Consider the following 20,180-nt stretch of genomic DNA (forward strand, 5'->3'; position numbering starts at 1 on the left):
TCGGATGTTTCCTACTCGATTGTGACGATGGCAAAGAGACAGGGATGTCAAAAATGCGCCAATGCAAGCCTCTGGCATGTTGAAACGAAGGAATCCGCAAAACATCGCGCCGGCCGCGCGAAACGCGCTTCAGCATCCGCTGTGCGCCCGGGTTTCAGCCCTTTATTTCACCCTTGCGAATGGCAATCTTGATGGCCTGGGCGGTGGTGGCCACGCCGAGATGCCGACGGGCCGAACGCAGGTGATTTTCCACCGTGCGCCCGGACAAACCGAGGGTGGCGGCGATGTCAGCCTGCCGCCGACCGGCGGCGACCCACGCCAGCACTTCGCGTTCACGGTTCGACAGCCTGCCGGACGCCTCGTCCAGCGGCGCTTCGAGCAATCGCCGGGCGGAGTAAAACGCCACCGAGGCGAGCATGCCCAGCGCCAGACGAATCCGCGCCGAGGCATCGATCTGTTCGCCGCCCAGGCTCATGGCACCTTCAAGCCCCTGCGGGCCGAAGACCGGAATCTGCAAACCATGCACGCCCGGGCCACTCGGCACGCGAACCACCCGATACAGTTCGCCGTTCTCCTCCTGCACTTTGCTCCAGAAGAAGGATTCGCGGACGTCCAGCAGGTGGCGAGTCACGGGGCAGCGTTGAACGTAGGTCTCGGCGTCGACGCCAATACCGTCGCCAAACCAGTTGCCTTCCACCCAGTAAATGCGCTCGACCACGTCCTCCGATGCCGAGGTGGCGGAAAACAGGACGAATCGATCGTAACCATAGGCCCCGGCAAAACTGCGGACGACCTTCTGGATCGTCGCCAGCGTGGGCGCCGCCTCGATGTCGAGGGCGGCGCGCAAGAGTGCCTCGGCAGGTCCGGAGCTCACCCCGAGGTGACCTCTTTCAGGAGCGCGGCCGCCGCCAGTTTGCCCAGTGCATTGCCCGCCAGCGGACTGTCACCGGTCAGCAGTTTGCGATCCTGAAGCGTGGCCCCGGAAATGCCCTGGTTGGTGATTTCCACACCGAGCGCCTGCAACTGCTCGCCGAACTTCCAGGTCAGGTGGCCGGGCATGTAACCGATGTCGGGGGTCGTCGCGTCCAGGGCATCGGGAAAGGCGCAAATCCGGTAACCGTTGAAGATGCACGAGTCTTTTGTTTCACCGAGGCCGGCCGCCAGCAACGCTGCCGGGCCGTGGCACAGGGTGATGACGAATTTGTCCTTGGCGACGGCCCATTGCAGGACCTTCTTCACGTCCTCGCTTTCCGGCAGGCCGATCAGCGCACCGTGCCCGCCGGGAATGAACACGCCGATGTAGTCCGAATGTTCGCCCAGCGCTTGTTCGATCACCTGGGACAGCTTGAGCGGACGCTTGAACTGATCGCGGTATTGCTCGTAGAAGCCCTTCACTTCGGCGTCTTCGGAGGGCATGGCCCAGAACTCGAACTTGACCGGGTTGCCCGACAGCGTCGCGACGTCGAAGCCGAAACCGGCCTTGTCCAGGTGATACATCGGCAGCAGCGTTTCAACCGGGTGATTGCCCGTGGAGAACATCGTGCCGTTGTCGGTCAACAGATAGCGCTCGTCCGCGCCGATCATCAGGACCTTCCAGCGCCCGCCCTTGTAACGGTTCGGGTATTCGGCATCACTGAGATCGGATTGGGGTGAAGTGAACTGGCTGAGGGAATACGGCGAGGGGAAAAACGCGTTGTCCTCGGCAGGATCAGGGGTTGGGCGCTTGTCGTCAGTCTGCGTGGTAGCCATGGTGCTCTCCATCGAGTGGGTCAACGTCGGAGTTCATGCTAGTAAGGCGTCAGCGTTACAACAATGAGGGTTTTCCCTCAAAAGATCATGCGCTGAACCTGCGGCCCCTCAATGTGATCGATAAGTGGCAGAATCCCCCGCAACTGATGAATTCGGAGACCCCCAATGCTTCGCCTGTTTGAACAACGGCTCGACCCCTTCCCGCCCGACGAAGCGCCGCCACCGCCGGTCGGTCTGGCGCGATTCCTGTGGGCCTGCACCCGTGGCGCTCGCGGCTATATCCTCGCGCTGGCGCTGCTCAGTGCCGGTGTGTCGATCTACGAAGCCTGGTTGTTTTCCTTTCTGGGCCAGGTCGTGGATCTGCTCTCGACCTGGCAGGCCGGCGGCGCTGCGAACGGCCAGGAGAGCCGTGTGCTGTGGGGCATCGGTATCGTGTTGCTGACCAGCGTCGGGCTGGTGGCGCTGCGCACCCTGGTTCAGCATCAGGTGTTGGCGATCAATCTGCCGCTGCGTCTGCGCTGGGATTTTCATCGGCTGATGCTGCGCCAGAGCCTTTCATTCTTTTCCGACGAATTTTCCGGCCGGGTCACGACCAAGGTGATGCAGACCGCACTGGCCGTGCGCGAGGTGCTGTTCACTGTGATCGAGATCGCACCGGGCATCGGCGTTTACTTCATTGCGATTATCGCGCTGGCCGGCGGCTTCGCCCTGAAGCTCATGCTGCCGTTCATTGCCTGGGTCGCGCTGTTCGGGCTGGCAATGCTGTATTTCGTGCCACGCCTGGGCCAGGTCGGACAGGAACAGGCCCATGCACGTTCGTCGATGACGGGCCGGGTGTCGGACGCCTACACCAACATCACCACGGTGAAACTGTTCTCCCACTCCAAACGTGAAGCGCACTTTGCCCGGGCGGCGATGGAGGATTTCAAGCAGACCGGTTTCCGCCAGATGCGTCTGGTCAGCCAGTTCGAGATCGTCAATCAGGCGCTGGTGGTCGGGCTGATCATGGGCGCCGGCGGCTACGCCTTGTGGCTGTGGCATCAGGGCGACGTCGGCACCGGGGCCGTGGCGGCGATCACGGCCATGGCGTTGCGCATCAACGGCATGTCGCACTGGATCATGTGGCAGATGACGTCGCTGTTCGAAAACATCGGCACCGTGCAGGACGGCATGGACACCCTGACCCGTGGCCCCAAAGTGCAGGATGCGCCGGACGCCGGCGTGCTGGTGCCTTCCGGCGGCGCCGTCGAATTCGACAACGTGAGCTTCAACTACAACGGCGAACGCCAGGTGCTCGACGGCTTGAGCCTGAGCATCCGTCCGGGGGAAAAAATCGGTCTGGTGGGCCGCTCCGGCGCCGGTAAATCCACGCTGATCAACCTGCTGCTGCGCTTCTATGACGTCGATCGCGGCGAGATTCGCATCGACGGCCAGAACATCGCACAGGTGACACAGGACAGTCTGCGCAGCGCGATCGGCATGGTCACTCAGGACACGTCCCTGCTGCATCGCTCCATTCGCGACAACATCGCCTACGGCCGACCGGACGCAACCGACGAACAGATCCAGCGTGCCGCCGCCAACGCCCAGGCCGACAGCTTCATCAACCAGCTCAGCGACCGCCAGGGCCACACCGGCTACGACACGCTGGTGGGCGAACGCGGCATCAAGCTTTCCGGTGGCCAGCGCCAACGCATCGCCATCGCCCGGGTGATGCTCAAGAACGCGCCGATCCTTCTACTGGACGAAGCGACAAGCGCCCTCGATTCGGAAGTCGAAGTCGCCATCCAGGAAAGCCTCGATGAAATGATGCAAGGCAAGACTGTGATCGCGATTGCGCATCGACTGTCGACGATTGCGGCGATGGATCGCCTGATTGTCATGGATGAGGGGCGCATCATCGAGCAAGGCACCCACACCGAACTGCTGGCGAAAAACGGCACCTATGCGCGGCTGTGGCAGCACCAGAGTGGCGGGTTTCTGGGTGAGGATCAGGGCGTCGCCGAGGCGATGGATCAGGCGTAAACGGTGCTGCCCCGTTACTGCCGGGGCAGAAGACGAGGGCTCAGGCGCTCGGGTGGGTGTGGTAGATCTTGCTGACGATCGTCCACTTGCCGTCTACCTTCAGCAGGTTGAAGAAGTCGGTGAAACGGAACCCCGACACGTTGTCGGTATCGACCCGGGCACTCGCAGCCGTGCCGACGATATCGATGCGAACGATGGCGGCTTCGGCTTCGGGGGATGGACGGAACGCGGTGTCGATGACGTCATACAGATTCTGGATCGCGCCGCCGACTAGCTTGCCGTCGTCAACCCCCAAACATGGTCGCCTGCGCATTGAACGCGGGCTTCATCAAGGCGCTGTCAGCCTTTGCTCCACCTTCGTTGTACTGGCTGAGCACTTCGACGATTGCGTTGTATTCCTGCACGTAAGTTGGATGGCTCATGATGAACTCCTGTTTGCTGTGAATGTTTTTTCAATCAAGCCGCCCTGCGCCGATCCGGTGCAGGGCGCACAAATCAATGGTCAGCCGCTGGCCAGTCGGTGTAGCCCTTGGCGCCGCCGCCGTAGTAGCTCTCGCGTGGCGCGATGGTCAGTTCGGTGCCCCGACGCAGGCGCTCCACGAGGTCGGGGTTGGAAATGAACAGACGCCCGAACGCCACCGCATCAACCCGGCCCAGTGCCCGGCGCTCCAGTGCCATCTCGAGGTCGTAGTTGTTATTGCCGATAAAGGGGCCTTCGAACTGCGCGCTCAATGCATCCAGATCAACGCGATCAGGAACCGTACGCGAGGTCGCGGTGGCGCCTTCGACGAAGTGCAGATAGGCCAGATTGAGCCGGTTGAGCTGCTGAATCAGATATCCGTAGGTCGCCATGACATTGCTGTCGGGAGGTGTGTTTCCGGCATCGGGCGTGACCGGCGAAAGACGAATGCCGACGCGGTCACTGCCCCAGATCGAAATCACCGCTTCAGTGACTTCAAGCGTCAGTCGGGCGCGGTTCTCAATGGTGCCGCCATACCGGTCAGTGCGCTGATTGGTCGAGTCACGCAGAAACTGGTCGAGCAGATAGCTGTTCGCCGAATGAACCTGCACCCCATCGAAACCGGCACGCCTGGCATTTTCAGCGGCGCGCTTGTATTGCTCGATGATGCCGGGAATCTCCGATGTCTCCAGCGCTCGGGGCATCGACACTTCGACAAAGCCGTTCTCGGTGTAGGTGCTGCCTTCTGCCTTGATCGCCGACGGCGCAACGGGAGCGGCGCGGTCGGGCTGCAACTCGACGCTGGAAAAACGCCCCACGTGCCACAGCTGGCTGACAATCCCGCCACCTGCGGCATGGACGGCGTCCGTGACTTTTCTCCAGCCCGCCACCTGCGCGTCCGACCAGATCCCCGGCGTCATAGCGTAGCCGCGCCCCTGCGCCGAAATGTTTGTAGCTTCGGCAATGATCAAGCCGGCACTCGCGCGCTGTGCGTAGTAAGTCGCGTGCAGTTCGTTCGGAACGCCGTCTTCAGCCATCCGGCTGCGAGTCACGGGCGCCATGACAATCCGGTTGGCCAATTGCAGGGCGCCCATTTACATGGGAGAAAAAAGATCCGTGTTGCGACTGTTATCAATCATGTTGCATACCTTCAATATCAGACCGGTCGTCTAGTAACTTGATGAAAAAAATCGCCTGTACATCAGCAGGCGTTTACTCGTGCAGCGCCGCCAGCGCTCCTTATGATCGTCAGGCCTTTTGTACGTCCGGGAGGGTGCGCGAAGGCTCTAGAGTCACCCTCTCCCATTTGGCGATCACCAGGGGCGCGATCGCATTGCCCAACACATTCAGGGTGGTGGTGCCGCTGTCGATAATCCTGAAGATGCCGGCGATCAGTGCCACGCCCTCCAGCGGGAGACCGGCAGACGCCAACGTGGCCGACAGGATGACGATGGCGAATCCAGGCACCCCGGCAGCACCTTTGGAGGTCAGCACCATGGTCACCACCAGCAGGACTTCCTGAGAAAGCGACAGATCGATTCCATAAAGCTGGGCGATGAAAATTGTCGCCACGCCGAGGAAGATCGACGCGCCATCGAGGTTGAACGCGTACCCCACTGGCACCACAAAACTGACAATGCGCCGTGGTACGCCGTAGTTCTCCAGCTTGCTCATCAACTGCGGCATGACCGCTGCAGAGGCAGCACTGGAGAACGCAAGAATCAACTCGTCGCGGAAATACCTGATCAACTTGAAGATGTTCTCGCCGATCAGGTAACTGATTCCTCCGAGTACCACCAATACAAAGACGATCAGCGCCAGATAGACCACTCCAATCAACTTGAGCAAGGGCAGCAAAGAGGCAAAGCCGAAGGTAGCGACGGTCGCACCGATCATGCCGAACACCCCTATCGGGGCATAGGCCATGACGATCGAGACGATCCTGAACATCGCATCTGAAATGCCTTGGACCAGCGCAACCACAGGTGCACTTTTCTCCCTGGGCAATGCGTTGAGCGCGACACCGAACAACACCGCGAAGAACAGCACAGAAAGCAACTTCGCCTCGGACATCGCCACCAGAAAGTTATCCGGAACGATGTTTTGCACAATCACGAGCGCGCCCTTCGAAGGCTCCATCGTGATGGCGGCAGCACCGTGTGCGATGCCCGAAATATCGGTGCCCGTACCGGGTTCGAAGAGGTTCGCGAAACACAGGCCGATCACGATGGCCAGGCCGGTGATCGCAAAGAAATAGCCCAGCGACTTGATGCCCATCCGGCCGAACGACTTGTTATCCCCGCCTCCGGCGATACCCAGGATCATGCAACAGAACACGATAGGCACGACCACCATCTTCATCATCTTGATGAAGATATCGCCAAGCGGTTTCAGGATCTCCGTGCTGACCCACGACTGATACTGCGGATGGGTATTGAAGTACCAACCAACGAGCACGCCAAGCAACAGCCCGGCAACGATTTGCCACACCAGGGGAACACGTTTCATGTCTAGCCTTCTTGTTGGAATGAAAGGACTGCATCAATCGGCAGTTGCTAGAGTCATGAGCTTCCAGCTCACTTGAGATCAAATGGCACAACGCCGTTGTGCCATTGCGTTTCTTACTTGGCGAAGAGCTGGCTCATATCCTTGAAGGCCTTGAATTCGAGGGCATTGCCGCAAGGGTCGAACAGGAACATGGTGGCTTGCTCGCCAACCTGTCCTTTGAATCGAATGTAAGGTTCGATCACAAACTCGGTACCGAAAGACTTGAGGCGCTCTGCCAGCGCTTCCCACTCTTCCCATCCCAGGATGATGCCGAAGTGAGGAACAGGAACGTCGTACCCGTCGACCGGGTTGCTGTGAACGCTTTCCTGAGACGCGGTTTTCGGGTGTTCGTGAATCACCAGTTGATGCCCGTAAAAGTTGAAGTCGACCCATTGGTTACTGGAACGACCCTCTTCCAGGCCAAAGACCTCTCCGTAAAAACTGCGGGCTGCAGCCAGGTTGTAAACGGGGATGGCGAGGTGGAATGGCGAAAGGCTCATCAGGACTCCAATACGGTTTTTGTGGTTGGTGAGCACATCGTAGGGCGACACTGACAGCAAAAAAATCAATATATATTTCTCAGAAACACAACTAATATTTGTGAATGATCAAAGAACTCAAGACCCTCATTGCCGTCGCCCGGGAAGGCACTTTCGCGGCTGCCGGCAACCGGATAGGCCTCACCCAGGCGGCGGTGAGCGCCCAGATTCAACGCCTGGAAGCCGAGCTCGGCTTTGAAATATTCGACAGAAAAGGACGCTCGGCCCACCTCAACAGGATGGGCCAGCAAGTCCTGCTTCAGGCGCAGGAGCTGCTTCGTCTTTACGACAACCTGGGATCGACCACCGTCGGTCTTTCCACCAGCATTCTGGTCAACGTCGGCGCTATCGCCTCAGTCCAGCGATCGTTTCTCCCGGACGCACTCGCCAGGTTTCACCAGCAGTGCCCGGAATGCCGAACGCGTGTCGTGCCCGGTCTTTCCATGGAGCTGGTGAATCTGGTGGACATCGGCGAAATCGACATGGCAGCGATCATTCGGCCGCCCTTCTCGCTTCAAAGCGATCTGCGCTGGACCACGCTGGCGCTTGAACCCTACCGTCTGATCGTGCCCAAGGACGTACCGGGAGAAGACTGGATCGAACTGCTCTCAAGCCTGCCGTTCATTCGCTATGACCGCTCATCCTTCGGCGGCAGGCAGGTCGATCGTTTCCTGCGACAGATGCATTTCACTTTGCGTGAAGTCTCTGAGCTGGATGAGCTGGAGGCCATCATCAGGCTGGTGGAAAATGGCGTAGGGGTCGCGCTCGTGCCGCAGACGGCCACCCATCAGCAATGGCCGTCAGGTGTGCGGGCGCTTGATCTCGGCCAACACACCTTCCATCGTGATATCGGACTGGTGCACAGGCCTCGGCGAAGTTTCACCGAGCCTGTCAGGACATTGGCTGAACTTATTCTCGAGCAATTCAAGGTGGCGGCTGAGTGAGGGTCGATGGCTCAGCCCTCAACAAGCCGCCCCGCAACCCACGCACGACTATACCCAAGCACTTTCCCCGCCAACCCCAGCGGAAAATGAATCACCCCATGTGCGGTTTCCGGCAACAGATGTACCTCCACTTCCGCCGCCCTACCCCAACGCTCAGCCAACTCAAGCGTGTCATCCCTGAGCGGATCCAGTTCCGCAGCAAACATCAACGCTGGCGGAAAACCGGTGAAGTCACCGTACAGCGGTGACAACGGCGCCTGCCGGCGTTCTTCATCGTTCAATCCCGGAGTGAGCATTTGCAGCGCTTCAACCATCCCCGGCCCGTCCAGCAGCAAGGTATCGGGCCCGGCGTTGCGTACGCTGGGGGTTCCGGTCAGGTCGTAGACGCCGTAATACAGCAGCGCCCCGCTCACCCGTTCGAGCAGGTCAGGCCACTGTTTGAGTTGCAACAGGGTCGCGGCGGCGAGATGGCCGCCTGCCGACTCGCCCACGACGATGACGGGCAGGTTCGCAAACTCGCGGCAGTCATCGCTCAGCAGCCAGCGGGCCGCCGTGAGGCAGTCCTGCATGACGCCCTCGATCGGAGTCGAGACCACAAGCCGATAGTCGACCGAGACCACTGCCACATCGCAGGCTTTCACCATGGCGATGTTGAGGGGATCGTTCATCTGCGCGTTGCCGATGACCCAGCCGCCGCCATGGAAATCCAGCACTACGCCTTTGGCCTTTGTATTTGGCCGAATAATCCGCACCGGCACTGACGCGCCGTCGACACCCACCACTTTTCGTTCGGCCTTAAGCCCGTGCTTGAGCAACTTTCTTGCGCCGCCCAATTGGCTTAGGCGCAACAACAACTGAATCGCCCGTGGGGTGATGCGATTGCGGATGCGAAAGCGCGGCAGCCGGGCAAGCTTGCGGTTGAACGCGCGCAATTGCGCCAACTCTTTATCGTCTGCGGGCCAACGGGTTGATGTCTTCATTTCGTCCTGGCTCATCGGCGGTTGTTGCGCAGGATATCAGCGGTTGCGGTCTGTTCCAGTCTGGATGCCTGGAGCAACGCAAAAAGCTCATTGGCCGTTTGTCGCGCCGTTGATAGGAATAGGCAATGATCAAAGACAAACCGACATAGGTGAGTGTTTCTTCGATGGATACCATGAGTTGAAACCGCATTAACTGGAGCCCGTCATGACCACCACCAAAACCCTCTTCATCACCGGCGTCAGCAGCGGCTTCGGCCACGCGCTGGCCAAGGAAGCACTGGCCGCTGGTCACCGCGTCATTGGCACCGTGCGCAGCGAAGCCGACTTGCAAGCCTTTCAGGCGCTGTCCAGCGACAATGCGTACGGCGTGCTGCTGGATGTCACAGACTTCGAGCGGATTGAGAGTGTCGTGGCGACTGTGGAAGCGACCCACGGCCCGGTCGATGTGCTGGTCAACAACGCCGGCTACGGCCACGAAGGCATTTTCGAGGAGTCGCCGCTTGAGGACATGCGCCTCCAGTTCGACGTGAATGTGTTCGGCGCGGTCGCGGTGACCAAGGCGTTTGTGCCGTTCTTTCGCCAGCGGCGGGCGGGTCATATTCTCAATATCACGTCGATGGGCGGCACGATCACGATGCCGGGCATTGCCTACTACTGCGCCAGCAAGTTTGCCCTCGAAGGCATCTCCGATACCCTGAGCCAGGAACTGGCGCCGTTCAATATCTTCGTGACCGCCGTCGCACCGGGTTCATTTCGCACCGACTGGGCCGGTCGTTCGATGCAGCGCACGCCCCGCAGCATCGCCGACTATGACGCCAGCTTCGATCCGGTGCGCAAGGCCCGCGAAGACAAGAGCGGCAAGCAGCTCGGTGATCCGCGCAAAGCCGCGCAGGCGATGTTGCAGATCATCGCCAGCCCCGCTCCGCCAGCGCATCTGTTGCTGGGCAGCGATGCATTGAGCCTGGTGCGCGACAAGTTGAAACGTGCCGCCAGCGAGATCGATGAATGGGAAACGCTGACCCGCTCCACCGACCATTGAACGGCCCACAGAGAGAACCCGATGAAACAGGCCGACCCAGGCATTTCGCGCATGGTGCAACTCATGGAAACGCTGGCGCCCGTCGAGGGCTACAACCTCAGTGCGCTGGAAGGCGTGCGCTTCCTGCGCTCGAACCGCCCATTGACCCGCACGCCGGTGCTGTACGACCCCGGCATCGTGATTCTCTGTCAGGGGCAGAAGCGCGGGTATCTGGGCGATGACGTCTACGTCTATGACGCCCAGCACTATCTGGTGGTGTCCGTTCCGATCCCCTTCACCATGGAGACCGACGCCTCTGAAGATGAGCCGATGCTTGCGATCTATCTGCAACTGGATTTCCAGGTGGCCAGCGAGTTGATGCAGCAAGTGGATGAGATTCACGGCCCGAGTGATGCGCCCCCCAAGGGCATGTACGCCTCGCCGATGGACGACCGCCTGCGCGCATCAACGCTGCGCTTTCTCGAAGCCATGAGCATTCCGGGTGAGGCGCAGATATTGGGGCCGTCGCTGTTGCGGGAAATCTATTACCGCATCCTGACCGGCGAACAAGGCGGCTCGATGCGCGCCGCACTCAATCGGCAAGGGCACTTCGGCAAGGTGACGCGGGCGATCCGCAAGATCCACAGCAGCTATCAGGAGCGTCTGGACGTCGAGCAACTGGCCCGCGAAGCGAGCATGAGCGTGCCCAGTTTTCATCTGCATTTTCGCAGCGTGACGGACGCCTCCCCCATGCAATATTTGAAGTCGACGCGCCTGCATCAGGCGCGATTGCTGATGCTGCGCCACGCCATGACTGCATCAGCGGCGGCGTTCAGTGTCGGCTATGAAAGCGCTTCGCAGTTCAGCCGCGAATTCAAACGTTTCTTCGGCCGGACACCGCAAGCGGAGATCGAGTGGATGAAGGCAACGTACGCGTTGCCTGCGCCGACGTCGCCCTCGGTCTATGTTTCGTCGCATTAAAGCGTTGAGCAGCTAATCGCACGCAGGAGGATCGAGACCTCTTCCAGATCCATCGGATCGCACTGCAAGTGCGCCAACACAAAGGTCTGGGAAACGTTGATCACCACGAATTGGCTGTTCGCCGGGTGTGGGATCACCTGCACGCGGTGCGGCAGGGTGAATCCCAGTGCGTTATGCGCCAATGTGCCGCACCCTGTCGCCACCGAAGTTGATCAGGATCTGGAAGTATTCGTGTCGATGCCGGCCGGCGTTACCCGCGCCGTACGGACTACAAGGTGTAAGAAATACCGACCTGCACCGTTCTCGGCGCCCCCGGATAGGCGTAGACGTTACCGAATGCACCCTCGTCATAGTCCCGGTCAAACAGATTCTTCAGGTCCAGATTGAGGCGTACCTTGTCATTGACCTTGTAGTACCCGAGCAGGTCGACAACGGTGTAGCTCCCCATCGAAAACGCGGTGTTCGCCGTTTGACCCGCGCGCTCATCGACATATTTGAGGCCGGTCCCCAGACCCAGACCTCTGAGGGCTCCGTCCTGAAACTCATAGACATTCAGCAGGCTGAAGCTGTTTTTCGGGATGTTCATCAGTCGCGTGCCGGAGCGGATCACGTTGTCCTTGGTCACCTCGGCATCGACGTAAGCGTAACCGCCGATGACACGCCACTCGGGGGTCAGGTTGCCGGCGACATTGAGGTCAAATCCTCGGCTGCGCACTTCCCCGGCAGCGACGCTGAACGTCGAGTCCACAGGGTCAGTGGTCAGGACATTGCGCTTTTCAATCTGATAGATCGCCGCGTCAACGCTCAGCTGATGCTCCAGCGCTTCCCATTTGACCCCCATCTCCCACGACTTGCCTTTCTCCGGTTCGAAGCCCCCGCCCTGTCGGCTTGCGCCGGTATTGGGTTTGAAAGAGCGTGCGGTGTCCGCATAGACCGCGAGGGTGTCGGTCAGGTCATAGGTCACACCGATGCGCGGCGTGACGGCATTGTCGCTGGCCTGCCAGTTTTTGCCGCCGGGCACGTAGGTTTCGTAGTCGTGCTCGAAGCGTTCGAAACGGGCACCGGCCAGGACCTTCAGCCGATCGGTCAGCGCCACCTGGTCCTGCACGAACGCGGCGTAGGTCTTGAGGTTTTCCTTGTCGTGGGTCGGGGTGCGCGTCAGGGCCGGACGGGGCTGACCATAGACCGGATTGAAGATATCGATCGGATAGGCACTCACCGCGCCGCTGGAGCGCTGGATGATCGACTGGTAGTCGTAATCTTCGTATTCGATACCGGTCAGCAACGTGTGCTGCAGGCCGCCCGTGGAGAAGTGACCGGTCAGGTTGAGCTGGGTGTCCTTGTCCGTCCACTCCAGCTTGCGATAGTTGAAATTCCGTCCCAGGGTCCGGCCATCGGCGGCAATGCCGTTGGCTTCGATGGCATTGCCCTGCAAGGTTCCGTCGAGCCACTGGAAGCCACCGCCGAGCGTCCAGTCCTCATTGAGCACATGCTCGAAGCGCAATTGCGCCATGTTGTTGTCGTTGTGCAACTTGCCAGCGTCCGGTTCTCCGAAGAAGGTGTCGCGGGAGGCCGTGCCGATCTGCCGTGGATAACGCGTCGCGCCCCGGTCCAGCGGATGGTTGTTACGCATGAAGTCACCCTCGAAGATCACGCGGGTGTCATCGCTGGCTTGCCAGGTCAGCACCGGGGTCACGCCGTAGCGTTCGGTTTCGACGTGATCGCGGAAGGTTTCGCCGCCCTCGCCCACCACGTTCAGGCGGTAGGCCAGACGTCCCTCTTCATCGAGCGGGCCGGAAGCATCCAGGGTACCGCGCTGCATGCCTTGGTCATTCAACTGGCTGCCCAGTGTGACCGTGCGCTCAGGCAACGGTTGTTTGGAAACGACATTGAAGGTACCGCCGGGATCGCCACGGCCGTAGAGCATGGTCGCCGGCCCGCGCAGGACCTCAAGACGCTCGATGGTGTTGGCATCCGGCATGTTCGGATAACCGCGGTTGATCGGGAAACCATTACGGTAGAACTCGCCGGTGGTAAATCCGCGCACGGTGAACGTGGTCAGTCCCTGGCCGCCGAAATTGTTGGCACGCCCGACTCCGCCCGCGTAATCCAGTGCGTCCTGCAACCGAGTGGCGCCGATGTCTTCGACCGCATCTTTGGTGACGACACTGATCGATTGCGGGGTTTCATGGATCGAGGTATCGGTTCGGGTGGCGCTGGCCGAACGGGTCGCGCGATATCCGACTACCGGGCCGTCCGCTCTTTCGTAATCCACGGTACCGACCACATCGGTTGCATCCAGCTCCAGCACTGATGCCGTTGAATCGGAGGGCTCGGCCCACGCAAAGGGAGACAACGTTTGCAACACACAGATGGACAGCAGAGTTCGACGCATGAGGGGAGAACCTTACGGATAGGCCAGAACGAAGGGTATAACTGCCAGCAAAACGCGGCGGATGGTATACCACTCGCCGCGCAATTGATAGGCATTCCCATTCGTTTGTGCAGCTGACTCTCAACCTCTTGCGTTTATCCTTTCCTCACACGGTCAACAGGCGCTTCGTGGTCGCCATCGACGTACTCAACGATTGCCCTGTGCGTTGCAGTTTGTTCAGCAAACTGGCCCCCAGCCACAGCTGGTACAGAGTTTCGGCCAGTTGTCGGGCATCCCCCTCAGGCAAGCTTTTTTCGACCTGGCCCTGTTCAATGCTCTCGGTGATACGCGCCACCACTCGCTCGGCGCCGTCACGCAAGGTCAGGCGCATGGTTTCGGACAGGTCAGCCACCTCGGCACTGAGTTTCACCACCAGGCATTCGTCACCATGGCCTTCCAGGGTGCAGCGATCCTGCCAGCCCTGCCAGTAATCCATCAGCCGCTCACGAGCACTCAAACCCGGCAGCGTCAGGCGTCGCTCCATGTCGGCCAGGTAGTCGACGAAGTAATCCTCGAGCAACGCCTGGCCGTAGAGTTCCTTGGATTTGAAGTAGTGATAGAACGAGCCCTTGGGCACGCCGGCGGTCTGCAGGATCTCGTTCAGGCCGACACTGGTGAAGCCTTTTTCGGCCATCATCCGGTGGCCGGTGTCGAGCAAATGTTGGCGGGTGTCGTCGTAGGTCGGTTTCATGGGGCGCGAATTACCAGGCAATAGACCAGTCGTTTATCTCAAAGGAACGCGAGTTTGCCACACCTGTCCATGAAAAAGCTTCAGAGAAAAAATTACTAGACGACTGGTCTATTTGGAAACTATGCTGCGCTCCGACAAACCTTTTCCCCGGTGTCGATCCTGTGCGAATCCCTTGCTCATGAACGCCGCCAGACCAACCCAGGGTGCTCTATGAAAATCTTGATGGTTCTGACTTCCCACGATCAACTCGGCAACACCGGCAAGAAAACCGGCTTCTGGCTCGAAGAGTTCGCTGCCCCCTACTACGCCTTCAAGGACGCCGGCGCCGACATCACCCTGGTTTCACCCGCAGGCGGCCAGCCACCGCTGGATCCGAAGAGTGACGAGCCCGACGCTCAGACGGCTGAAACCGAGCGTTTCCGCCAGGACCCTGCGGCCCAGCAGGCACTGGCGAACACCGGCCGCCTGGCCGATGTCCACGCCGAAGACTTCGATGCCGTGTTTTATCCAGGTGGGCATGGCCCGCTCTGGGACTTGGCCGAAGACAAGCATTCGATTGCCCTGATCGAAGCCTTCGCGCGCCGTAACAAGCCCCATGGCTTCGTCTGCCATGCGCCGGGGGTGCTGCGTCATGTCGTCGACGCAGATGGCAAACCGCTGATCCAGCATCGCGAAGTGACGGGTTTCACTAACTCCGAAGAAGCAGCGGTCGGTCTGACGGACGTAGTGCCGTTCCTGATCGAAGACGAGTTTCAGCGTCTTGGCGGCCGCTATTCCAAAGTCGCCGACTGGCAGGTACACGTGGTGACGGATGGCAAACTGGTCACCGGGCAGAATCCCGCCAGCTCGGCAGCGGTCGCCGAAAAATTGCTGAAGCTGCTCGGCTGAAACTTTTCGCTCCACCCTCGAACGACTGATCCGGACACCGTGTGTGTTGCACGGTGTTCTTTTTTCGTCCCTCAAATAGTTGACCGGTCTAATAAGACCATGACCAGGGTACATCCATGAACCGCAGCCGCTTCTTCACCCCCGCCACTCTGGGCCACCACACCCTGAAAAACCGTATCGTCCTGCCGCCCCTGACTCGTCAGCGCAGCACTCAACCGGGCAATGTCGCCAATGAATTGATGGCCGAGTATTACCAACAACGCGCCGGTGCAGGTTTGCTGGTGACCGAAGGCACCCAGATCGAACCCCGTGGCCAGGGTTACGCCTGGACACCGGGTATTCATACGCCTGAGCAAATTGCCGGTTGGCGCCAGGTCACCGAGGCCGTTCACGCCAAGGAGGGGGTGATCTTCGCCCAGCTCTGGCATGTGGGACGCGTATCGCACAGTGCTTTGCAACCCGATGGCGCCGCGCCAGTGGCGCCCTCCGCCGTCGCCACCGATCGGGTCAGCGTTTTCATCGAGACCGGGCCTGGCATTGGCACTCTGGTTCCACCGTCCACGCCTCGCGCACTGACCACCGAGGAAGTCCAGGAACTGGTTCAGCTGTACATCCAGGCGGCGCGCAATGCCATGGACGCCGGTTTCGACGGTATCGAGCTGCACTGCGCCAATGGTTATCTGGTGAACCAGTTCATCTCCGCCCACAGCAACTTGCGAACCGACCCATACGGCGGTTCGCTGCATAACCGTCTGCGCTTTCTGCGCGAAGTGGTGGCCGGGGTCGCCGAGTGCATCGGCAAGGAAAAAGTCGGTGTGCGCTTCGCGCCGCTGTTCACCACCACCGATGAAGCGCGGACTTATCTGGGCATGGTCGAGGATGACCCGCACACCACCTACATCGAAGCGATCAAGGTGCTGCAAGACGTCGGCATCGCCTACCTGTCCATCGCCGAAGCCGACTGGGACGACGCGCCAGTGATGCCGGAGACGTTCCGTCGAGCGGTGCGCAACACCTTCAGCGGCGCGATCATCTATGCGGGCCGCTACAACGCCGAAAGCGGGGCACAGTTGCTTGAATCCGGACTGGCCGATCTCGTGGCTTTCGGTCGCCCGTTCATCGCCAACCCGGATCTGCCCGCACGCATCGCCAATGACTGGCCGCTGAACTCGCTGAACCCGGCCACGGTGTATGGCGGTCAGGCCGAAGGCTATGTGGATTACCCGGTGTACGCAGAGTAGCTTTCGCTGGCGACACGCTTGGCGAGCTGGTTACGGCCCGCTGCTTTGGCTTGATACAGCGCCTGATCTGCCGCAGCGATCAGGCCTTGTACCGTGTCCAGTCGCGACCCTGTGGCGGCCGCGATGCCGATACTCACACTCACTCGGCCAAATGGACTGGTCGGATGAGCAATGGGCTCGTGCGCCAATCGTTCCAGAATCAGTCTCGCCACGACTCCCGCACCGTCACTGTCGGTCCCGGGCATGATCACCGCCATCTCTTCACCGCCATAGCGCGCCACCAGATCGGACGGCCGGCGCACGCAGGTTTCGAGGATTCTGCCCACCTGCCGCAAACATTCGTCGCCGGCCACATGCCCCTGGGAATCGTTGAACAGCTTGAAATAGTCCAGATCAATCATCAGCAATGCCAGTGAAGTCCCGTCACGCTTCGCCCGGCGCGCTTCCATCTCGAGGGTCTGATCGAAGCACCGCCGGTTTGCCAGATCGGTCAGCGCATCCTTCATCGCCAACAATTCCAGCTGCCGGTTCGTACCGAGCAATTGCTGTTGAGTGTCCCGCAGTTCGCCTTCCACCTGGGTCCTGCGACGGATATCGAGAATCAGAAACCAGCCGATGATGCCGGTAAGCCCCAATAGCGTGGCGACCACACCTATCGACAGAAGCGCTTCGAGTCGCCACGCTGTCAGGGCTTCGCGCTTACCGAGCGCAACCGTAGTGATCAGTGGCAACGTTTCACTTTTGCGAAAGGCATAGAGCCGTTCAACGCCGTCCAGGCTGGAGGTGAAGGAAGCGGTACCGACCGATTGGTCCACCAGGTATTTCGCATAGATCGGCGACTTGGAGAAGTTGCGCCCCATGTCCTGTTCGCGGAAGGGATAACGAACCAGCAGTGTACCGTCGGTATAGGACAAGCCGATGGCACCCTCCTGCCCCACATCGAGTTGCCCGAACAGCCGCAGGAAGTTTTCCACCCCCAGGGTGACCGCCACTACACCGGCAAACTCCCCGTGATCGTCATTGAAACGCCGGCTGATGGTAATCACCCATTCCTGATTCGAGCGACTGCGGATCGGCGGGCCGATGAAAGGCTCGCGGGATGGATCATCGCGGTGATGAGTGAAATAGGCACGGTCGCTGCTGTTGGCACCGACAGGAATCGGCCGGCTGGATGACATCAACCAGTGCCCCTTGTTGTCGTAGATAGTGATGCCACTCATCTGCGGCATCAGCGGTTGCTGCCGGTTGATCAGTGTTTTCAGCCGTTCGACCTGCGCAGGGCCACTGCCCTCGGTTTCCAGACGTTCGACGAGTCCGAGCAGAAGCAGAGAGCTCTGCCGGACAATGCCTTCGGAATAAGTCGCCAGTGCCTGCGTCAGGTTCAACCCGTCGACGTTGACCTCATCCAGTGCTCGATCCCTGGAGCCCAGCACCTTCCAGATCGTCAGCGATGCCAGGGAACAGCCGATGACCAACAGCAAGAGCATTACGAGGTGAGTATCACGCTTCACGACAGTACCTTATGGAAAGTCCGATTTCCGTCACCGCTACTATTTGACCAGTGCATTACATCGACCGCACGTCCTTGGCGGCATGTCCGCCGCGGTACCGTCGTTTTGGTTTTTGCGCAAGAATTCGAAATGTGCCGGACGACGGCAGGCGACGCGAGGATCTCCTGCCGTCCCTCTTCTCGACTAGACGATTTTCAAAGCCTTGAGAATCACCAGAGTACTCTCGGCAAACGCTTGAGCCTGCCCGGTCAGTTCGGCAAGATTTTCTTCAGCGGTGGTCAGGACCTTACCATCCTTGAGCAGACCTTCGCCTTGACCACCGATGATGGCCCATGCCAGTTGCGCCCATTCAGCCGGGTGTTTTTTACCTTGCTTGATTGATATCAGGAACAGCTGCTGGAAGCGACTGACCGTCACGCCACCTCCGGTCACCGGACTCGCCAGAGTCTGAATCTTGTTGTCATACAACGAACGCTTGCACAGCTGCAGGTTGAGGCTATTGCAGCGGGCCTGCACCAGTTTTTCGGCCGCTTCGCTCTGACAGGGCGCCACGGCGCTCATGGCGATCAGCACGTTGAGGGCCTGCTCCGCATCGCCATAGGCCAAGGAGGGCAAAAGATCCAGCAAATGCCGCAAGGTCTTCGGCACATAGGCGTCCTCCGCCAGTGCGGCGAGTACTGGGCCATAGATCTCTGCCTGCAAGGTGGCTGCGCCCGCCGGACCGGTGACGTTGGCCGGCACGCTGTCGGCGGCCTGCAACAGGACGAAGCGCGTGCTGAGCATACGCTCGCGGTGCTCGAAGGCGGACAACCTGTTGGCGCCGCGCACATACAGGTCCCGGCGGAAACTCTGGTTCACGAAATAGTCACGCGCCTGCTCACGCATGACGGGATGGTCGATGCCCTCCAGAAAGTCCATGCCTTCGGCGCTCAGATTGAGTGGGTCGACCGAGTCCAGCGGCACCGCTGTCGTGGCGTAATCGAGCTTGGCGGCCGCCAGGGCATCAACCACATCGGTGAAATACATGCAGTTCCAGTCGCGGTTGAAATACTCATGGGCGACGTACTGGCGATCCTGACCTTTGACGCTCTGGAGCTTGGAGTCCAGCCCAGGCGCGGAGTTGACATATTTAGGATTTGCCGCCAGCAGCGCTTCGGAAAACTGCAGCGCGGCGTCGATACGTTGATCCGGACGCAAAGAGGCCTGGCTGACGAAACGGTCGTGCAGGCTGAACAGTTGGCGCAATGGTGCCTGAGGTGACCAGCCCGGGAAGCAGTTGTAACTGACGTACAGCAGGCCACCTGGCTTGAGATGACGACGGGCGAACTCGACGATCAACTTGTGGTTATCGCGGCTGACCCAAGTCCAGATGCCATGCAGGCTGATACTGTCGAACTGAGGCAAATCATGACGGGCCAGTAGCTGCTCGAAGCTGTCGTCATACAGTCGCGCATCGCTGCCCCAGTCGCTTGCAAGCGCGATGGCATGGGACGCCTGACCTGGGTGAAAGTCGGTGCCGACATAAGAGCCCGGATTGCCCGCCGCATGGATGTTGATCGAAACACCCTGACCAAAACCCAGCTCACAGTGGTGACCGTCGCTACTCTCCAGCGTGGCAAAACCGCGCAACAGCAGACAATATCGCTGGAAAACCGGATTGATTTCCCGGCTGTAGCTGTAGGTGTAGCCTTCGTCCGTGAAGTATCCCTCGTTCCAGGCATTGCTCATGCGTGCACCCTTTTCTTATATCGGAAGTGAAAGTCGCTCTTATACGGGGTAGCCATGGCGTATCACAAGAGGAAAGTGATCAGGCAAACGCCTCCTGGATAAACGCCTCCAGCGTCTGTTCCTCAAGAACCTCGATCGAGAAGTGACCGAACCGTCTGGGCAACCAGATGATGCGTGTTCCTGCCGGCGATTGCAGGTGTTCGCGGGCCAACGGTTTACCGTTTTCATCTTCAGGCTGTACGCCTTCAGCGACCAGTTCGTCGTAGGCTTTTTCGATGTCGGGGGGGCGAAGCATTGCCTGATTCCTGCCGAACGGACGCAGATGGTAACCATCAACGTGATCGCTGACGCGAGCAAACACTTTCCCGCGGACAAAACAAAACCCCAACTGCTTTCGCAATTGGGGTTTCGGAATTTAATCTTGACGATGACCTACTCTCACAT

16 protein-coding genes and 3 pseudogenes are annotated in these 20,180 nt (G+C 59.8%); 6 read left to right on the top strand and 13 right to left on the bottom strand.

Features of this window, described 5'->3' with window-relative positions; translation table 11 throughout:
- Positions 1 to 154: 154 nt before the first annotated feature.
- Together ACKJSM_RS14305 and hchA are read right to left on the bottom strand one after the other, a co-directional pair.
- Positions 155 to 874 carry a PA1136 family autoinducer-binding transcriptional regulator gene (locus ACKJSM_RS14305; RefSeq protein ID WP_410237996.1) on the bottom strand — a complete coding sequence of 240 codons (720 nt, stop codon included), beginning with the start codon at positions 872 to 874 and terminating at the stop codon, positions 155 to 157.
- Positions 871 to 1,749: a glyoxalase III HchA gene (hchA, locus tag ACKJSM_RS14310; protein WP_236181839.1), complete on the bottom strand. Its 879-nt coding sequence runs from the start codon at positions 1,747 to 1,749 to the stop codon at positions 871 to 873. The genes ACKJSM_RS14305 and hchA overlap by 4 nt, the downstream gene beginning before the upstream one ends.
- A 165-nt stretch (positions 1,750 to 1,914) precedes the next feature.
- Between hchA and ACKJSM_RS14315 the strand changes: the two genes are divergently transcribed.
- Positions 1,915 to 3,774, top strand: a complete 1,860-nt coding sequence (locus tag ACKJSM_RS14315; RefSeq protein WP_410237998.1) for an ABC transporter ATP-binding protein — start codon at positions 1,915 to 1,917, stop codon at positions 3,772 to 3,774.
- Positions 3,775 to 3,814: 40 nt separating this feature from the next.
- On the opposite strand, the pseudogene ACKJSM_RS14320 reads toward ACKJSM_RS14315, so the two are convergent.
- The 4 genes and pseudogenes from ACKJSM_RS14320 to ACKJSM_RS14335 form a co-directional block, all read right to left on the bottom strand.
- Positions 3,815 to 4,196, bottom strand: a pseudogene (locus ACKJSM_RS14320) (nuclear transport factor 2 family protein).
- A gap of 73 nt (positions 4,197 to 4,269) precedes the next feature.
- On the bottom strand, positions 4,270 to 5,328 hold the full coding sequence (locus ACKJSM_RS14325; protein WP_410238000.1) for an alkene reductase: 1,059 nt from the start codon (positions 5,326 to 5,328) through the stop codon (positions 4,270 to 4,272).
- Between the two features lie 154 nt (positions 5,329 to 5,482).
- Positions 5,483 to 6,742, bottom strand: coding sequence for a cation:dicarboxylate symporter family transporter (locus ACKJSM_RS14330; RefSeq protein ID WP_410238002.1), 1,260 nt, complete (start codon positions 6,740 to 6,742; stop codon positions 5,483 to 5,485).
- A 113-nt stretch (positions 6,743 to 6,855) separates the two neighbouring features.
- The gene (locus tag ACKJSM_RS14335) at positions 6,856 to 7,281 is read right to left on the bottom strand and encodes a VOC family protein (RefSeq protein WP_410238004.1); all 426 of its coding nucleotides are present in this window, start codon (positions 7,279 to 7,281) and stop codon (positions 6,856 to 6,858) included.
- 104 nt (positions 7,282 to 7,385) lie between these two features.
- Between ACKJSM_RS14335 and ACKJSM_RS14340 the strand changes: the two genes are divergently transcribed.
- On the top strand, positions 7,386 to 8,264 hold the full coding sequence (locus tag ACKJSM_RS14340) for a LysR substrate-binding domain-containing protein (protein WP_410238006.1): 879 nt from the start codon (positions 7,386 to 7,388) through the stop codon (positions 8,262 to 8,264).
- An 11-nt stretch (positions 8,265 to 8,275) separates the two neighbouring features.
- On the opposite strand, the gene ACKJSM_RS14345 is transcribed toward ACKJSM_RS14340, so the two are convergent.
- On the bottom strand, positions 8,276 to 9,259 hold the full coding sequence (locus tag ACKJSM_RS14345) for an alpha/beta hydrolase (RefSeq protein ID WP_410238008.1): 984 nt from the start codon (positions 9,257 to 9,259) through the stop codon (positions 8,276 to 8,278).
- 190 nt (positions 9,260 to 9,449) lie between these two features.
- Here ACKJSM_RS14345 and ACKJSM_RS14350 point away from each other — a divergent pair, with 190 nt between their 5' ends.
- Together ACKJSM_RS14350 and ACKJSM_RS14355 are read left to right on the top strand one after the other, a co-directional pair.
- A complete protein-coding gene (locus ACKJSM_RS14350) occupies positions 9,450 to 10,283 on the top strand; it encodes an oxidoreductase (protein ID WP_410238010.1) in 834 nt (277 codons plus the stop codon).
- A 21-nt stretch (positions 10,284 to 10,304) separates the two neighbouring features.
- Positions 10,305 to 11,243 carry an AraC family transcriptional regulator N-terminal domain-containing protein gene (locus tag ACKJSM_RS14355; protein ID WP_410238012.1) on the top strand — a complete coding sequence of 313 codons (939 nt, stop codon included), beginning with the start codon at positions 10,305 to 10,307 and terminating at the stop codon, positions 11,241 to 11,243.
- Positions 11,244 to 11,269: 26 nt separating this feature from the next.
- On the opposite strand, the pseudogene ACKJSM_RS14360 reads toward ACKJSM_RS14355, so the two are convergent.
- From ACKJSM_RS14360 to ACKJSM_RS14370, 3 genes and pseudogenes are all read right to left on the bottom strand, one after another.
- Positions 11,270 to 11,594: pseudogene (locus ACKJSM_RS14360) on the bottom strand (hypothetical protein); the annotation flags it as partial.
- On the bottom strand, positions 11,512 to 13,638 hold the full coding sequence (locus ACKJSM_RS14365; RefSeq protein ID WP_410238013.1) for a TonB-dependent siderophore receptor: 2,127 nt from the start codon (positions 13,636 to 13,638) through the stop codon (positions 11,512 to 11,514). The gene ACKJSM_RS14365 and the pseudogene ACKJSM_RS14360, both read right to left, overlap by 83 nt.
- Positions 13,639 to 13,783: 145 nt before the next feature.
- Entirely contained in the window at positions 13,784 to 14,368 is a 585-nt protein-coding gene (locus ACKJSM_RS14370; protein ID WP_410238015.1) for a TetR/AcrR family transcriptional regulator, read from the bottom strand.
- 210 nt (positions 14,369 to 14,578) lie between these two features.
- Between ACKJSM_RS14370 and ACKJSM_RS14375 the strand changes: the two genes are divergently transcribed.
- Together ACKJSM_RS14375 and ACKJSM_RS14380 are read left to right on the top strand one after the other, a co-directional pair.
- Positions 14,579 to 15,256, top strand: a complete 678-nt coding sequence (locus ACKJSM_RS14375) for a type 1 glutamine amidotransferase domain-containing protein (RefSeq protein ID WP_236181845.1) — start codon at positions 14,579 to 14,581, stop codon at positions 15,254 to 15,256.
- 116 nt (positions 15,257 to 15,372) lie between these two features.
- On the top strand, positions 15,373 to 16,497 hold the full coding sequence (locus ACKJSM_RS14380; RefSeq protein WP_410238017.1) for an alkene reductase: 1,125 nt from the start codon (positions 15,373 to 15,375) through the stop codon (positions 16,495 to 16,497).
- Here the strand turns inward: ACKJSM_RS14380 and ACKJSM_RS14385 are convergent.
- From ACKJSM_RS14385 to ACKJSM_RS14395, 3 genes and pseudogenes are all read right to left on the bottom strand, one after another.
- The gene (locus ACKJSM_RS14385; RefSeq protein ID WP_410238019.1) at positions 16,476 to 18,008 is read right to left on the bottom strand and encodes a diguanylate cyclase; all 1,533 of its coding nucleotides are present in this window, start codon (positions 18,006 to 18,008) and stop codon (positions 16,476 to 16,478) included. The genes ACKJSM_RS14380 and ACKJSM_RS14385 overlap by 22 nt on opposite strands.
- A 183-nt stretch (positions 18,009 to 18,191) precedes the next feature.
- Positions 18,192 to 19,736 carry a class I SAM-dependent methyltransferase gene (locus tag ACKJSM_RS14390; RefSeq protein WP_410238020.1) on the bottom strand — a complete coding sequence of 515 codons (1,545 nt, stop codon included), beginning with the start codon at positions 19,734 to 19,736 and terminating at the stop codon, positions 18,192 to 18,194.
- A 79-nt stretch (positions 19,737 to 19,815) separates the two neighbouring features.
- Positions 19,816 to 20,019 (bottom strand): annotated as a pseudogene (locus ACKJSM_RS14395) (methylmalonyl-CoA epimerase); the annotation flags it as partial.
- Between the last annotated feature and the right edge of the window lie 161 nt (positions 20,020 to 20,180).

Source organism: Pseudomonas sp. PHC1 (assembly GCF_046487845.1).
Classification (GTDB): Bacteria; Pseudomonadota; Gammaproteobacteria; order Pseudomonadales; family Pseudomonadaceae; genus Aquipseudomonas; species Aquipseudomonas sputi.

Excerpts from the sequence above, each read along its gene's own strand:
- hchA (WP_236181839.1), bottom strand. The coding sequence starts at position 1,749 with ATGGCTACCACGCAGACTGACGACAAGCGCCCAACCCCTGATCCTGCC.
- ACKJSM_RS14315 (WP_410237998.1), top strand. The coding sequence starts at position 1,915 with ATGCTTCGCCTGTTTGAACAACGGCTCGACCCCTTCCCGCCCGACGAA.
- ACKJSM_RS14325 (WP_410238000.1), bottom strand. The coding sequence starts at position 5,328 with ATGGGCGCCCTGCAATTGGCCAACCGGATTGTCATGGCGCCCGTGACT.
- ACKJSM_RS14330 (WP_410238002.1), bottom strand. The coding sequence starts at position 6,742 with ATGAAACGTGTTCCCCTGGTGTGGCAAATCGTTGCCGGGCTGTTGCTT.
- ACKJSM_RS14335 (WP_410238004.1), bottom strand. The coding sequence starts at position 7,281 with ATGAGCCTTTCGCCATTCCACCTCGCCATCCCCGTTTACAACCTGGCT.
- ACKJSM_RS14340 (WP_410238006.1), top strand. The coding sequence starts at position 7,386 with ATGATCAAAGAACTCAAGACCCTCATTGCCGTCGCCCGGGAAGGCACT.
- ACKJSM_RS14345 (WP_410238008.1), bottom strand. The coding sequence starts at position 9,259 with ATGAGCCAGGACGAAATGAAGACATCAACCCGTTGGCCCGCAGACGAT.
- ACKJSM_RS14350 (WP_410238010.1), top strand. The coding sequence starts at position 9,450 with ATGACCACCACCAAAACCCTCTTCATCACCGGCGTCAGCAGCGGCTTC.
- ACKJSM_RS14355 (WP_410238012.1), top strand. The coding sequence starts at position 10,305 with ATGAAACAGGCCGACCCAGGCATTTCGCGCATGGTGCAACTCATGGAA.
- ACKJSM_RS14365 (WP_410238013.1), bottom strand. The coding sequence starts at position 13,638 with ATGCGTCGAACTCTGCTGTCCATCTGTGTGTTGCAAACGTTGTCTCCC.
- ACKJSM_RS14370 (WP_410238015.1), bottom strand. The coding sequence starts at position 14,368 with ATGAAACCGACCTACGACGACACCCGCCAACATTTGCTCGACACCGGC.
- ACKJSM_RS14375 (WP_236181845.1), top strand. The coding sequence starts at position 14,579 with ATGAAAATCTTGATGGTTCTGACTTCCCACGATCAACTCGGCAACACC.
- ACKJSM_RS14380 (WP_410238017.1), top strand. The coding sequence starts at position 15,373 with ATGAACCGCAGCCGCTTCTTCACCCCCGCCACTCTGGGCCACCACACC.
- ACKJSM_RS14390 (WP_410238020.1), bottom strand. The coding sequence starts at position 19,736 with ATGAGCAATGCCTGGAACGAGGGATACTTCACGGACGAAGGCTACACC.